Here is a 13,501-nt window from a genome sequence, read left to right on the forward strand (position 1 = left end):
AATTTCCTTTCGTTTTGTTTTTGGCACATTGGCACAGTTTGAATGCGAGACAATGCCAAGACCAGTCTCGCAGGATTGTTAGTATTAAGGGTATTTAGAGTAAGTAGTATCATTGGCACAGTTTTGTAATATAAAAAAATGGTGGAAGGACTTTTTGTCTTTGACAAAGTCCTTCCACCGATTTTAATTGTAAGAGCCTGTTGCTTGATACCAACGACCGTCACTAGGCGCTATGTTGGTAAAGAACAATTCGGGTTCTATAGTGTGTAATTTTGCTTTAATAGCAGGGAATATTTCTTGTACTTTCAAGAAACTTTCGTGATTGTTTGGAACTTTCCACCGTAATATAGCCCCATCTTCTGTATAAATCATCGATAAGGTTAGCAAAGAACGATTGGCTTTGTTGACGATTGATTTTTGAGTAGAAATCTGTTTATTTTGAGTATCGAGAATAGAATCGGATTCAAAATGGGCAAATTTTCTCAGTTCGTAGGTTGCTCGTAATCCTTTGAGCATGTATTTTATATCACTTTTAAACCAGTGATAAAGGAAAAAAGAGAAAAGTAGTATTGAAAAAATTATCAAAGGATAGAAAAGAAAAACAACATTTTGATAATTAATTTCAATGTTCAGATTCTGTTGAATCAAGATAAGTATAAATATAGGGAAAAAGCTTACTACAGTTCCTATACATAAGATTTTGAATAGATTATACTTGTTTATCATAAGCACCTCTTGTTATAGTATGGGGTGAGGAGTGGCATGATGTTGCTGTCATGCTTTCCATCACTAAATTTGACAATTCCTGTCCCTATTCCGCTAGGAACAACAATATTTTCAATATGAGCGTTTGGCAATAAAAACTGAGTGGTGTTAGTATTTATCTCTCCCAAAATAATAGAACAGTTAATTTGTTCTCTAACTGCTAGATTTCCTCCAAATGCGGTAGCATCAAAACGTTGGGAAACTAGGATAAGTGAAACTTTGGTAGCTCTACCTAGAAGAGCCACAGTTCCTAATAGTTGTGCAAACGTATCTCGTGCTTGTTTTGAAGAACCCTGAACAAGAGCAAGTAGCTCATCTATGATAATATATTTGCGTTTTAATGTAGCTTTTGGGTTTTCTAAAAGTATTTCTTGACGTTCGTAAATCTTATTGATAGCATCCCCCAGAATTTCATTTACTTCTGTGATAAAACTATTTAAGTTAGCCCCTCTTTTCGGAGACAGGACAGACAGATTTAATTCACGACCTAGAGAATAAATATCGGCACGTTTAGGGTCTACTGCTACAATATCGTCAGTTATTTTCCGAATACACCGAATAAGGTATTCTAGGAAATAACTTTTTCCTGAACCAGATGAACCACTGATAGCTAAATGAACAACATCATTTAGATTGATACTAACTTGGTTTGACATGAGCGGAACCCTAATCTCACTAACTTCTTGATTTATAAAGTGTTGGATATCAGGAATAGTTAGTCGAGTTGGAATACCATTTACCCAAGGGAAGAAAAAACCTCTAGCAAGATTAGGGTCACCTGTCTTGTAGGGGATGAAAATCGCATTACTTTGTAACATAAGCGTTTTATACGGGTAAAGAATGCCAGAACAGATATCTGCTATCTTAAAATACAGGTTTTTATCTAAAACATAGGAAACAGGAAGATTGGGAATGAAAAACATTCCCTTATCTTCTGCTTCTAAAGAAATGGAGAAAGAGTTTGTAAAGCTCGTTTCTCCGTTTATATCTAGTGTATTGTTGAGATTGCTTGTAATGAATTTAGCTAATTCATTTTCAGACATAGGCATTTTAATAGGGATAGTCATAAACTACCCCCTAAGCTTTGTGAATGCCTGTGGCACGGAAATACGCATTTGATTTAATCTGAATTGCTTCTAATTTATCAAATGCTATTTTCTCACCAATGTTAAATTCAGATAAATCTGGTTTGTTATCCGGAAGAAACTTCACTTTAAAAGGATTATGAGTATCCGTAGCAATCCAAATCTGATAACCAATAACTTTATCTGTCCGCTTATCGTCTTTATATTCATACTGTGTTTCTATTTGCAGTCCTACAATATAAGTTGTTTCATTTCCAAGAAGTTTCTCAGCATTTTCTGAGCTATAATAGCTTGATGATTTGACTGTGAATGTCATATTTTTGACCTTTCTTATTAAGGAGGAGAATAATTTTTATTCTACAGGAGTAATAGTTGTATTTAACAACTATATGTTGATTTATCTCATGGTGCCCATCTCTTATATATATATTGAAATGCCACGCGTGGCTAAAGGGAGTTAAGGTCAAGTGATTTTATGTCATCAAAAATTAACAAAAATGTAACATAAAAACACTTGACAGAGTGTTAATTTTTAGATTATACTCCCTTTAGGGAAATAAGATAAGAGATGGGCAAGAGATAAGAAAAAAATTTTTTTCATAAAGAAAAAGGGGATTCGGGGCGTAGCCCCGTTGAGATAAGTTAGTTTCGGGTACCCGAAACTAACTAGAATGGAGCATTGCATAAAATTTTATGCAACATTAAAAATGTAAACGGCTGAGCTTTTCTTGGCTGTTTTTTTGTTTTCTAAAAGAAAAAATGAGAGTTTTTCAACTTATAATTTATAGTAAAGTTCAGGAAAAATAATTTATAAAATCCTCAGAAATGGCTTGACAAAAGCATTTCGGGGGGGGTATAATATAGTAGGAATATTTTAAATGAGTCTATAAATCGAAAAAGGAAGCGCTTGCTTTTTGGTTTTGTTAACGACTTTTATAAAGGAGACAATATGAATAAAAAAGATATTTTGTTAGGTGCTGGTTTGACAACTATTCTTGTTGGGGCTGGTGCTGTAAATACAACTGCCCATGCAGAAGAGGTTGATTCTAGTCAGCCTAAGCCTACGGTGAAGACGACCCCTGTTCATGTTACTGAACAAGACGTTAAAAATGCTAAAGCTGATGTAGATAAGGCGCAAGCTGATATCAACGCAAAACAAGGCACAGTCGACCAAGCAAAAGCTGATAAAGTAAAAGCTGATGGCAAAATTGACTCAATCAATAAAGACATCGACACTGCTAATAACGCAAACAAAATCATCAATGCTCAAAACGATATTATCACTAGCAAAACAGCGGACAAGACAAACGCAACAAACGATTTGAATACCGCTAAAGATGGTGAACGTGATGCACATACAGCATTAGACAATGCTAATACTGCAAAAACAGACGCCGATAACGCCCGTGACGCTAAGAAAGCTGATGTTGATACGAAACAAGCCGACCTTGACGCAATCACAGACGCTAATGTACGTAAAAACATCACAAACACAACTAGCAAAATTTCAAACGTTGATAATGATTTGAACGCTAAAGGTGCACAAATCACAGATACAGACACTAAAATTGCTGCTAAACAAGGGGAAATCGATAACTATAGAGTTAAAGTTATTTCGACAGATTTAAATCCTGATGAACGTAATCATACCGCTCATGATAATCTTGATGATTATGCGCATAACCACGGTCCGTATCGCAATAAACAAATGGAACCGGTTAATTTCCAAGGTGTTGACATCAAAGAAATTGATGCAACTAAAGACATGATTGATTTCACAGAGGCTTTAGCGGATTATAAGAAAGAACCGTTTGACCGTGTTACCAGAAAATTAAAAGAACGCCCAGCATATCGCTACAAGGTAGATAACAAAGGTATTTCAGATGCATTTGTAAAATTAATTAACCAACTACGTGTTAATAACAACTTGAAGGGTGATATGGTGGTTGACGATGAGTATCTTGCATACGCACAAAAACGTGCAGATGAAATGCAGAAAACAGGCCTATTGTCACACCGTACAAGTTTAACCGACAAACCGGGCTATATTGAAAGAGTTCAACCAGGGGAAAACGTTGAAAACATCCTTGGTGGTGCATATGGTCAACTTATTGACCGTGATGGCGAATATTTAATGTTTGACCACATTGTAACTAACGAAACATTAGCCTACGAAATGTTGTTGGGTTGGTATGATGACTACAATAACGTGCGAGGTTTAGATTATGGACACCGTAAAAACCTATTGACACCAACAGGTAGTAAAATGGGTATTGCTCTATCTAAAATCGATGGCGTAGACAAAACAACATATTATGGCTCATTTAATGCTAGTGCATTCAAGGATTCTACTTATGAATGGGATGACGAATACAACGAATTCTTTCAGTTAAACCGAAGTCAGAGTGAGAAGGATTATTGGAACAATAACAATAACTTCAAACAAGATGACCCAATGAACCCAACATTCTATGGTAAAAAGATGAAATTTATCGCAGACACTCATTATGTGTTTGTTAAACGTCAAATCATCGATGACAGACCAAAAATGCACGCAGAGTTAGATGCATTGAAAGCTCAAAAAGCGACACAAGAACGCGAACGTGACGTATTAGTTGCGAAGAAAGCTGATTTGACTCAAGAGTTGGACGCTTTAAACAACCAATTGAATGATATTGCTACAGCACGTACGAATGCGACAACAGCACTAAATCAAGCAAAATCTGATTTAGCTACACTTACAGCGACAGCTCAAGATAAGGCAAATGCTGTTATCCAAAAACAAAAAGAGTTGGATAAGGCAACAGAACGTGTAAATGATGTAACTGCACGTATCAACACAATTCAAAGTGAAATTGATGCGGCAACAAGCAAACGTGATAATGCTATGAGTGTCCACGCGCAATTACCACAATTGCGTGCAAGTTTAACACAGGCAGAAGCAGATAGAACAAACGTGGAACAACGCATCACAGTTGCAGAGCAAGACTTAGCGGATGCCAAAGCTCGTTTGACACAAGCACAAGCTGACCACAAATACAAATCAGATATCTTTTCAATTGATAAGATACTAAATGTATATACTGATGGTAACCGTGTCATTTCAGCAACACCGAAAGTTGCTCCAACAGTAGATGAATTGCCAGAATTGGATATCACAGCTGACATTCCAAGTGATTTGACTACAAAACAAAATCCTGACGGTATCGGTGCGACACCAAAAGTAGCTCCAACCGTAGATGAATTGCCAGAATTGGATATCACAGCTGACATCCCAAGTGATTTGACTACAAAACAAAATCCTGATGGTATTGGTGCAACACCAAAAGATGCACCAGTTGAGGATGAATTGCCAGAGTTGAATCCAAGTGCTATCATTGATAAGCCAGCAGATAAGCCAGCAGATAAGCCAGCAGATAAGCCAGCAGATAAGCCAGCAGATAAGCCAGCAGATAAGCCAGCAGATAAGCCAGCAGATAAGCCAGCAGATAAGCCAGCGGATAAGCCAGCGGATAAACCAGCAGATAAACCAGCGGATAAACCAGCGGATAAGCCAGCGGATAAGCTAGCGAATAAGCCAGCGGATAAGCCAGCAGATAAACCAGCAGAACAACTTGCGTTACCAAGTACAGGAGAAAATCCTAGGGTAGCAAATTCAATTGTTACAGTTGGCTACGGATTGTTAGCAATGATTGGTCTAGCAGGATTATTTGTTAAGAGAAAAAACTAAATTAAGGGTGATTAAAGATAGGAGTCTTTGGGGAATAAAAAAAGGGAACTATCTAGTTATAACTAGGTAGTTTCTTTGGAAAGGTGTATAATGATGTTATTTTTTAGAAACGTAGTCAATTATGTAACAAAATACTCAGAATTAGAATATATCCTAGAGAATGATAAACTTGTGATAAAGAACTATTATAAACAAAGTGCAGGAGAACGAGAAGCGTTTGAAGAATATGTTAGACAACGTGGTGTAAGAGTTTATCGTATACTTTCGTTCAAAAAAGTGCCTCTAGAAAGGTTTAGTGAGCTGATTAGGAAAATTAAAGACTATTGTAAACAAATAGATACGACTCTTGAAGAAATTGACAATGCAAAGTTCCCAGACTACAAGGATAAAAGTTATCGAGTACCAGAAAGATTATATGCGATAGACTATTATAAAAATGGTAGTTTGTTAGTAAGTGGTAGAATGCAAGATGTGGCAGTTATAATGAGATTTAGGCCTAATCTTAGAGAATTTATAAAGAGTGATAATCTAATAATTGAAGTGGAAGAACGGGACGGGAAACCAATTGGTGAAAGTGTAAAATCTATTTGGTCGCAAGGGTTTACGACAATGACGAAAGAAATTGAATCAAATAGTGTATCTGAAGATTAGTTTGCTATTTATATAAAAATAAATAGTACGAGGTGTTAAAATGCAACTGATAAATTATGAAGCATTTTTAAGTGCTAAAGATGCTCTAACTTTTGAAGAATGTCAAAACATTCATCAGACAATTCTAAACAATATTGGTAACGATGAGGAAATTTTAGAAGTATGGTCTGAGTTTTTGCAAGCTAGTATAAGCTATGCTCATATTCGTAGCCAGTGGTTGCTATGGGAACGTGAAGAGCGTCAACAAAAAGATGAAGGTAGAACAGCAAAGCATGAGCGAGTAATATATTGTTTAAAGCTTCTTAGTCGTTATCTAGGGAAAGAAAGTGTGGACATTTCATGGTTTGATGCTATAGAGGATAACAGAAAGCAAATAGGAGATTTTGCTTGTTATATAGCTTATATTTACTCTATAAATGCTAGATAGAAAATGCAGGCTGATTAATGCCTGCATTTTGGACTTCAATTATTCATTCAAAAGATTTTACTATTTTCATGAATAAATTGAAGTGAAAGAATAAAAAAAGAAGAGCTACTCATCTGTGAAGTAGCTCTTCTCTTATATCCGTAATCTCTTTTTATTTATCTGAAAATGTAGAGAAAAATGTAGAGATTCGGCTGATTTGTATTGCAATACATTGAAATTTGAAATCTCAAGAATCGCTTAAAATCAGGGATTCTCACGCCTGCTGACGTGTAGTGAATCTCTATTTAACCTCTGTAAACACAACGTGTTTGCGAAGTTTTGGTGAGTATTTCTTCAATTGAAGACGGTCTGGAGTGTTACGTTTGTTTTTAGAAGTAAGGTACAAGCGTTCACCAGATTCTTTGTGTTCAAGTGTAATATTTACGCGCATGGTATCTCCCTTCTATTATTCAGCTGATGCAGCTTTAGCGATTTTACGTCCTTTGTAGTATCCTTTAAGTGATACACGGTGAGAACGTGAGTAATCTCCAGTAGTTTCGTCAAAGTTTACAGATGGAGCTGTTACTTTGTAGTGTGTACGACGTTTGTTTTTCTTCGCTTTTGAAGTGCGACGTGCAGGTACTGCCATTTTGATTTCTCCTTTAGGTATTTATATTCGATTCAATCTACTGATTTTCATCAACCATACTAGGATAACACATTTTTTTTGTAAAGTAAAGTTACTTGACAAAAAAAGATGAAAAAATTCTCCTGTCCGACCTAGCAGACAGGAGAAGATCTTAAATATCAATCTCAAATGGTTCGTCAATGGTTTCTGATACGTATTTTCCGTCTTTCTTCCGTTGTTTGACACATTCTGTGAGGAGATATTCGATTTGCCCATTGACTGAACGAAAGTCGTCTTCTGCCCATGATGCGAGTGCAGCGTATAACTTTGTTGATAGTCGAAGGGGGATCTGCTTTTTTTTAGCTTCAGCCATCTTTAGTAAAGACTTCCTGTGTTGACAATTGGTTGTGCATCATGATTGCCACAGAGAACGACTAGGAGATTTGAGACCATGGCAGCTTTTCGTTCTTCGTCAAGTTCTACCAATTCTCCTTCATTGAGACGTTCTAGTGCCATTTCAACCATACCCACAGCGCCGTCTACAATCATCTTACGTGCATCGATAATAGCAGATGCTTGTTGACGTTGAAGCATTACAGCTGCAATTTCCGGTGCATAAGCTAGGTATGTAATACGTGCTTCAAGGATTTCCAAACCAGCGTCCTCTACACGACTTTGAATTTCCTCACGAATACGTTTAGCTACAATCTCACTAGAACCACGGAGGCTTCCTTCATCGGCTTGCCCATCACCTGTAGTATCCACATTAGGAGATACATCGTAAGGATAGATGCGGACAATATTACGAAGGGCGCTATCACACTGCAATGAAAGATATTCTTTATAGTTATCTACGTTGAAGACTGCTTTGGCTGTATCGACAACTCTCCAAGTTACCGCGATTCCGATTTCAACAGGGTTACCTAAACAATCGTTAATCTTTTGACGAGAATTACTCAAAGTCATAACTTTGAGAGAAATCTGTTTCTTGCCAATTTCAATGTTTACATCATTGCCATTGGATGATTTCATTCCTGAAAAAGGAGATTTTGTGCTAACGTCACCACTTTGTCCAAGTCGAGTGTGGTTTGCAGGGTTAACTGCTACGCTGAAGGGATTGACAAAGTAAAAACCAGGTTCTTTGATGGTACCTGTATAGTTACCAAAGAGTGTCAGAACCAGAGCTTCCTGAGGTTTGACAACTTTTAAACCAGCATGAGCTAGGCCTGCAATTAAGATTAATAAAAGTCCGATAATAATTCCAAAAATGTTTTCCGAAGCAGCACCCATTATAAATATAAAGAAACCAAGTACGAGTGTCAACTCAATGAGAATCAATGCGAATACACCATTTGGTTTTGAATTGATGAGTTTTTCAGTCATAAGAATGACCTCCTGTTGTTTGATATCTAAATGATATCACTTTAATTTATAAAGTCAAGAAATAAATGTAAAATTTTCAAAGAAAATATTACTGTATAGAATTTTCTGAAAATTCAAGAATTTTCTTCTGTTCATTGCTTTTAAAATGTGCTATAATAGTAAAAACTGAAATGGGAGGGATAAGATGACTGAATTAGATAAACGTCACCGCAGTAGCATTTATGATAGCATGGTTAAATCACCAAACCGTGCTATGCTTCGTGCGACTGGTATGACAGATAAGGACTTTGAAACACCGATTGTGGGAGTGATTTCGACTTGGGCGGAAAATACACCATGTAACATTCACTTGCATGATTTTGGGAAATTGGCTAAAGAAGGTGTCAAATCTGCAGGTGCTTGGCCTGTTCAGTTTGGTACCATTACCGTAGCGGACGGGATTGCCATGGGAACGCCTGGTATGCGTTTCTCTTTGACATCTCGTGATATCATTGCGGACTCAATCGAGGCAGCTATGGGTGGTCACAATGTGGATGCCTTTGTTGCTATCGGTGGCTGTGATAAGAACATGCCTGGTTCTATGATTGCCATTGCCAATATGGATATCCCAGCTATTTTCGCCTATGGTGGAACTATTGCACCGGGAAATCTTGATGGCAAAGACATTGACTTGGTTTCTGTTTTTGAGGGGATCGGAAAATGGAACCACGGTGACATGACAGCTGAGGACGTAAAACGTCTTGAATGTAATGCCTGCCCTGGACCTGGTGGCTGTGGTGGTATGTATACTGCTAATACCATGGCGACTGCTATCGAAGTTTTGGGGATGAGTTTACCAGGATCTTCATCTCACCCAGCTGAATCAGCTGATAAGAAAGAAGATATCGAAGCAGCAGGACGTGCTGTTGTTAAGATGCTGGAACTTGGTCTCAAACCATCAGATATCTTGACTCGTGAAGCCTTTGAAGATGCTATCACTGTAACTATGGCTCTCGGTGGTTCTACAAATGCCACTCTTCACTTGCTTGCCATTGCCCATGCTGCCAATGTTGACTTGTCTCTTGAGGACTTCAATACGATTCAAGAACGTGTGCCTCACTTGGCCGACTTGAAACCATCTGGTCAGTATGTCTTCCAAGACCTCTACGAAGTTGGTGGTGTCCCTGCGGTTATGAAGTACTTGTTGGCAAATGGTTTCCTTCATGGTGACCGCATCACATGTACTGGTAAGACTGTCGCTGAGAACTTGGCTGATTTTGCAGACTTGACACCAGGTCAAAAAGTCATCATGCCACTTGAAAATCCAAAACGTGCGGACGGTCCGCTTATCATCTTGAACGGGAATCTTGCCCCTGATGGTGCGGTTGCTAAGGTATCAGGTGTTAAAGTGCGTCGTCACGTTGGTCCAGCTAAGGTTTTTGACTCAGAAGAAGATGCTATTCAGGCCGTTCTGACAGATGAAATCGTTGATGGCGATGTAGTCGTTGTTCGTTTCGTTGGACCTAAAGGTGGTCCTGGTATGCCTGAGATGCTGTCACTTTCATCAATGATCGTCGGCAAAGGTCAAGGAGACAAGGTTGCCCTCTTGACGGATGGTCGTTTCTCTGGTGGTACATATGGTCTGGTTGTTGGACATATCGCTCCTGAAGCTCAGGATGGCGGACCGATTGCCTACCTTCGTACAGGTGATATCGTTACGGTTGACCAAGATACCAAAGAAATTTCCATGGCCGTATCTGAAGAAGAACTTGAAAAACGTAAGGCAGAAACTACCTTGCCACCACTTTACAGTCGTGGTGTCCTCGGTAAATACGCCCACATCGTATCATCTGCTTCACGCGGAGCCGTGACAGACTTCTGGAATATGGACAAGTCAGGTAAAAAATAAACTCAAAAAGCAAGCCAACTTTGGCTTGCTTTTTTCATCTTCAAAAGTAATTTGCCTGCTTAACGAGGTGGCAGTCCAAGGGCGATGCGGCCGTAGCGACTGATTCGTGTGATTTTCCAAGCAGGTGACCAGGTAACTTCAACCTTAACATCTTCGATGCCCTCGATTTGTTTCAAACCTGCCACGATTTCGATAGGCAAACTTTCTGCGCAATCGCAGGCAGTATCGGTGAAGGTCATGACAATCTTACAGAGACCTGTTTCGTCCAGATTGATTTCATAAATCAACCCTAGATTGTACACATCCAATTCCACATCTGTATCAAAAACCTTCTCTAGTTTTTCGATAATTTGGTCTTGCAAGGCCAAAGCGCGGTCATTGATTTTGATATCCTCTCTCATTACAGTCCCTCCACGTGATAAATATCCTCTATTTTCTCATAATTCTGACAATTTGGCAAGTTTTTGATGAATTTTCTGAAAAATATGATAAAATGAAGAAAATACGGAATCAAGGGGAAGCCTATGGAGCAGATTGGAAAAGTCTTTAGACAATTACGAGAGTCAAGAAATATCTCGCTGAGACAAGCAACTGGGGGACAATTTTCGCCGTCTATGTTATCTCGCTTTGAAACAGGTCAGAGTGAGCTTTCGGTGGAAAAGTTTCTATTTGCCCTAGAAAATATATCTGCCAGTGTGGAGGAAATCCTCTTTCTAGCGAGAGGTTTTCAGTATGATACAGATTCTGAGTTGAGAAAAGAAATCATAGATGTCTTGGATCCAAAGAACATAGCTCCGCTTGCGGACCTGTATCGCAAGGAATATCAAAAGCATGCCCATTCTCAAAACAAACAGAAACATATTCTAAATGCCATCATTATCAAGTCTTATATGAAGAGCATGGATGAAAGGGTAGAGTTAACAGCAGAGGAAGGGAAAGTCCTTCATGACTACTTGTTTTCTACTGAGATTTGGGGAATTTATGAACTCAATTTGTTCTCGGTCAGTTCTCCATTCTTATCTGTTGCTCTTTTTACTAGATATGTACGAGAAATGGTCCGCAAATCCGATTTTCTAATGGAAATGTCTGGTAATCGAAACCTTTTTCACACTATACTATTGAATGGTTTTTTAGCCAGCATTGAGTGTGAAGAATTTACAAATGCCTCTTATTTTAAACGTGTTATCGAAGAGCATTTCTATAATGAAAATGAGACCTATTTCCGAATTGTCTATTTGTGGGCGGAAGGTCTCCTTGATAGCAAGCAAGGCAGAGTCAAGGAAGGTCAGAAAAAGATGGAAGATGCTGTCCGTATTTTTGAGATGCTTGGCTGTAATAAGTCTGCCGAATACTATAGAAAAACGACAGATTGTTGAATATCTGCAAACTAAGAAAATTATTTGAAATTTTAAGTGATAGAATTGTTGAGCTCTCTCGTGTCACTGGAGAAATTCTATCGTTTCTTTTTGCTCATTTTATGTGTTGCATATATTCAAAAGTTTTTCCTCTAACATTTCTAAGTGCTATACTATAGTCATACTTCACATAAAACTTCTAACAAGAAGGGAGATTATCTATGAAACTATTGTTTAGAAATCAAGCTTATCGACTCTTGACTTTGTCACGATTCTTCAATGCTTTTGGTGCTTCGATTTTTAATCTGGTCTTTATCGTCTATGCATCGACCTTGCAACAAGCATCTTTTGCGGTTGCTATGGCGAATATTGTCATGATCATTCCGACTCTCTTTACAGTTTTTGTAGGGATTCGGGCAGATTACACGAGGGACAAGGTCACATGGATGGTCTATAGCGGTTTGTTTCAGGCGGTTTTATTTTTTCTAGCAGCCCTAGTTGTCCAGCAAGCTAGTCTCTTTGCCTTTTCTAGCCTGTGTTTGATCAATGTCATTAGTGATGTCATCAGTGATTTTGCAGGTGGCTTGCGCATGCCTCTCGTTAAGGAAAAAGTAGCTGAAGATGATTTGATGGAAGCTTACTCTTTTTCTCAGTTCATCACCTATATTTCAGCTATTGGTGGTCAAGCTTTTGGAGTCTGGCTTTTAGGTTTATCGGTCAACAATTTTTCCCTCGTTGCGGGAATCAATGCCTGTTTCTTCCTAGTATCAGCCGTCATCCTCTTTTTAGGAAAAAGCAAATTAAGCCTGTCAATGTCATCTGCTGATGGTGAAATTCTAAAAAATGAGAAGCTTCCGATCAAAGAGCAGTTCCTAACGATTTATCGAAATTTACGTCTCGTTTTTCTTAAAGGTGGACAGAAAAACTTTGGATTCATGATCTTTGCTGTCTTGCTTATCAATGCCTTGGGTGGCGCTTTAGGAAGTATCTATAACATCTTCTTTTTGAGCCATTCTCTTTTGGACTTTTCTTACACAGAGGCATTATTTATCAGTCAATTCTGTGCTTTGTTAGCAATCATCATCAGTAGCCTTACGGGCAATGATTATTTTGGGAAGCAGTCCTTGCCTAGATTGATGATGTGGGTGACCGTAGGACTCAGTCTAATTGGTCTAGCTAATTTATTCAATCAAGTCGTACTTGGTTTACTATTTCTCTGTTCAACTCTGTATGTGTCTGGTAAAGTTCAACCAAAGATTAGTGCCATGCTCCTGAAAAATCTAGCTCCAGAGGTTCTAGCTCGTACCAGTAATTTTTTAGGTTTATTGTTCACCTTATCCATACCTGTGGGAACAGCTTGTTTTTCACTTATAGCTGTATGGAATATACAGTTGACTTGGATGCTATTTGTTGGTCTTTCCTTGCTAGCTATTCTTTTGACGATTCTTAATCTCAAAAATGATATCTAATACTCTTCGAAAATCTCTTCAAACCACGTCAGCTTCGCCTTACCGTACTCAAGTACAGCTTGCGGCTAACTTCCTAGTTTGCTTTTTGATTTTCATTGAGTATAAATCCTAATTTTTTTCTCACTGTTTTAATCCCTCTAT

General features: G+C 38.2%; 14 protein-coding genes. 6 read left to right on the forward strand and 8 right to left on the reverse strand.

Annotated elements, in window-relative coordinates; genetic code table 11:
• Positions 1–183: 183 nt before the first annotated feature.
• From SMSK564_RS13335 to SMSK564_RS09975, 3 genes are all read right to left on the reverse strand, one after another.
• Positions 184–516 (reverse strand): hypothetical protein, encoded by a 333-nt coding sequence (locus SMSK564_RS13335; RefSeq protein WP_004236945.1) that lies wholly within the window; start codon positions 514–516, stop codon positions 184–186.
• 206 nt (positions 517–722) lie between these two features.
• A complete protein-coding gene (locus SMSK564_RS09970) occupies positions 723–1,832 on the reverse strand; it encodes a helicase HerA domain-containing protein (protein ID WP_000154971.1) in 1,110 nt (369 codons plus the stop codon).
• Positions 1,833–1,842: 10 nt separating this feature from the next.
• Positions 1,843–2,166 carry a hypothetical protein gene (locus tag SMSK564_RS09975; protein ID WP_000144757.1) on the reverse strand — a complete coding sequence of 108 codons (324 nt, stop codon included), beginning with the start codon at positions 2,164–2,166 and terminating at the stop codon, positions 1,843–1,845.
• A gap of 633 nt (positions 2,167–2,799) precedes the next feature.
• Here SMSK564_RS09975 and SMSK564_RS09980 point away from each other — a divergent pair.
• From SMSK564_RS09980 to SMSK564_RS09990, 3 genes are all read left to right on the forward strand, one after another.
• Positions 2,800–5,580, forward strand: a complete 2,781-nt coding sequence (locus SMSK564_RS09980) for a CAP domain-containing protein (RefSeq protein WP_001034298.1) — start codon at positions 2,800–2,802, stop codon at positions 5,578–5,580.
• 93 nt (positions 5,581–5,673) lie between these two features.
• Complete coding sequence (locus tag SMSK564_RS09985; RefSeq protein WP_004236947.1) at positions 5,674–6,231, forward strand: hypothetical protein; 558 nt, start codon at positions 5,674–5,676, stop codon at positions 6,229–6,231.
• A gap of 40 nt (positions 6,232–6,271) precedes the next feature.
• Complete coding sequence (locus SMSK564_RS09990; protein ID WP_001176018.1) at positions 6,272–6,658, forward strand: hypothetical protein; 387 nt, start codon at positions 6,272–6,274, stop codon at positions 6,656–6,658.
• Positions 6,659–6,938: 280 nt separating this feature from the next.
• Here SMSK564_RS09990 and rpmG read toward each other — a convergent pair whose 3' ends face one another.
• From rpmG to SMSK564_RS10010, 4 genes are all read right to left on the reverse strand, one after another.
• Entirely contained in the window at positions 6,939–7,088 is a 150-nt protein-coding gene (gene rpmG, locus SMSK564_RS09995) for a 50S ribosomal protein L33 (protein ID WP_001265622.1), read from the reverse strand.
• A 15-nt stretch (positions 7,089–7,103) separates the two neighbouring features.
• Positions 7,104–7,286, reverse strand: a complete 183-nt coding sequence (gene rpmF / locus SMSK564_RS10000) for a 50S ribosomal protein L32 (protein WP_000290417.1) — start codon at positions 7,284–7,286, stop codon at positions 7,104–7,106.
• A gap of 151 nt (positions 7,287–7,437) precedes the next feature.
• Positions 7,438–7,638 carry a type II toxin-antitoxin system antitoxin gene (locus SMSK564_RS10005; RefSeq protein WP_000796544.1) on the reverse strand — a complete coding sequence of 67 codons (201 nt, stop codon included), beginning with the start codon at positions 7,636–7,638 and terminating at the stop codon, positions 7,438–7,440.
• Between the two features lie 2 nt (positions 7,639–7,640).
• Positions 7,641–8,648: an SPFH domain-containing protein gene (locus SMSK564_RS10010; protein ID WP_000136838.1), complete on the reverse strand. Its 1,008-nt coding sequence runs from the start codon at positions 8,646–8,648 to the stop codon at positions 7,641–7,643.
• Positions 8,649–8,832: 184 nt separating this feature from the next.
• On the opposite strand from SMSK564_RS10010, the gene ilvD reads away from it, so the two are divergent.
• On the forward strand, positions 8,833–10,536 hold the full coding sequence (ilvD, locus tag SMSK564_RS10015) for a dihydroxy-acid dehydratase (RefSeq protein ID WP_000137343.1): 1,704 nt from the start codon (positions 8,833–8,835) through the stop codon (positions 10,534–10,536).
• Between the two features lie 59 nt (positions 10,537–10,595).
• Here the strand turns inward: ilvD and SMSK564_RS10020 are convergent, their stop codons facing one another.
• Positions 10,596–10,937: a metal-sulfur cluster assembly factor gene (locus SMSK564_RS10020; protein WP_001206380.1), complete on the reverse strand. Its 342-nt coding sequence runs from the start codon at positions 10,935–10,937 to the stop codon at positions 10,596–10,598.
• A gap of 123 nt (positions 10,938–11,060) precedes the next feature.
• Here SMSK564_RS10020 and rgg point away from each other — a divergent pair, with 123 nt between their 5' ends.
• The gene (rgg, locus tag SMSK564_RS10025; RefSeq protein WP_000434950.1) at positions 11,061–11,912 is read left to right on the forward strand and encodes a quorum-sensing system transcriptional regulator Rgg; all 852 of its coding nucleotides are present in this window, start codon (positions 11,061–11,063) and stop codon (positions 11,910–11,912) included.
• A 200-nt stretch (positions 11,913–12,112) separates the two neighbouring features.
• On the forward strand, positions 12,113–13,360 hold the full coding sequence (locus SMSK564_RS10030) for an MFS transporter (RefSeq protein WP_000770643.1): 1,248 nt from the start codon (positions 12,113–12,115) through the stop codon (positions 13,358–13,360).
• The last annotated feature ends 141 nt before the right edge of the window (positions 13,361–13,501 follow it).

The sequence above is a fragment of the Streptococcus mitis SK564 genome (assembly GCF_000148525.1).
In the GTDB taxonomy this organism is placed as follows: Bacteria; Bacillota; Bacilli; order Lactobacillales; family Streptococcaceae; genus Streptococcus; species Streptococcus mitis_H.

Coding starts and splice junctions, on each gene's coding strand:
- SMSK564_RS10005 (WP_000796544.1), bottom strand. CDS start 7,638: ATGGCTGAAGCTAAAAAAAAGCAGATCCCCCTTCGACTATCAACAAAG.
- SMSK564_RS10020 (WP_001206380.1), bottom strand. CDS start 10,937: ATGAGAGAGGATATCAAAATCAATGACCGCGCTTTGGCCTTGCAAGAC.
- SMSK564_RS09985 (WP_004236947.1), top strand. CDS start 5,674: ATGTTATTTTTTAGAAACGTAGTCAATTATGTAACAAAATACTCAGAA.
- rpmF (WP_000290417.1), bottom strand. CDS start 7,286: ATGGCAGTACCTGCACGTCGCACTTCAAAAGCGAAGAAAAACAAACGT.
- SMSK564_RS09980 (WP_001034298.1), top strand. CDS start 2,800: ATGAATAAAAAAGATATTTTGTTAGGTGCTGGTTTGACAACTATTCTT.
- SMSK564_RS13335 (WP_004236945.1), bottom strand. CDS start 516: ATGCTCAAAGGATTACGAGCAACCTACGAACTGAGAAAATTTGCCCAT.
- SMSK564_RS10030 (WP_000770643.1), top strand. CDS start 12,113: ATGAAACTATTGTTTAGAAATCAAGCTTATCGACTCTTGACTTTGTCA.
- SMSK564_RS10010 (WP_000136838.1), bottom strand. CDS start 8,648: ATGACTGAAAAACTCATCAATTCAAAACCAAATGGTGTATTCGCATTG.
- rgg (WP_000434950.1), top strand. CDS start 11,061: ATGGAGCAGATTGGAAAAGTCTTTAGACAATTACGAGAGTCAAGAAAT.
- ilvD (WP_000137343.1), top strand. CDS start 8,833: ATGACTGAATTAGATAAACGTCACCGCAGTAGCATTTATGATAGCATG.
- SMSK564_RS09970 (WP_000154971.1), bottom strand. CDS start 1,832: ATGACTATCCCTATTAAAATGCCTATGTCTGAAAATGAATTAGCTAAA.
- SMSK564_RS09975 (WP_000144757.1), bottom strand. CDS start 2,166: ATGACATTCACAGTCAAATCATCAAGCTATTATAGCTCAGAAAATGCT.
- rpmG (WP_001265622.1), bottom strand. CDS start 7,088: ATGCGCGTAAATATTACACTTGAACACAAAGAATCTGGTGAACGCTTG.
- SMSK564_RS09990 (WP_001176018.1), top strand. CDS start 6,272: ATGCAACTGATAAATTATGAAGCATTTTTAAGTGCTAAAGATGCTCTA.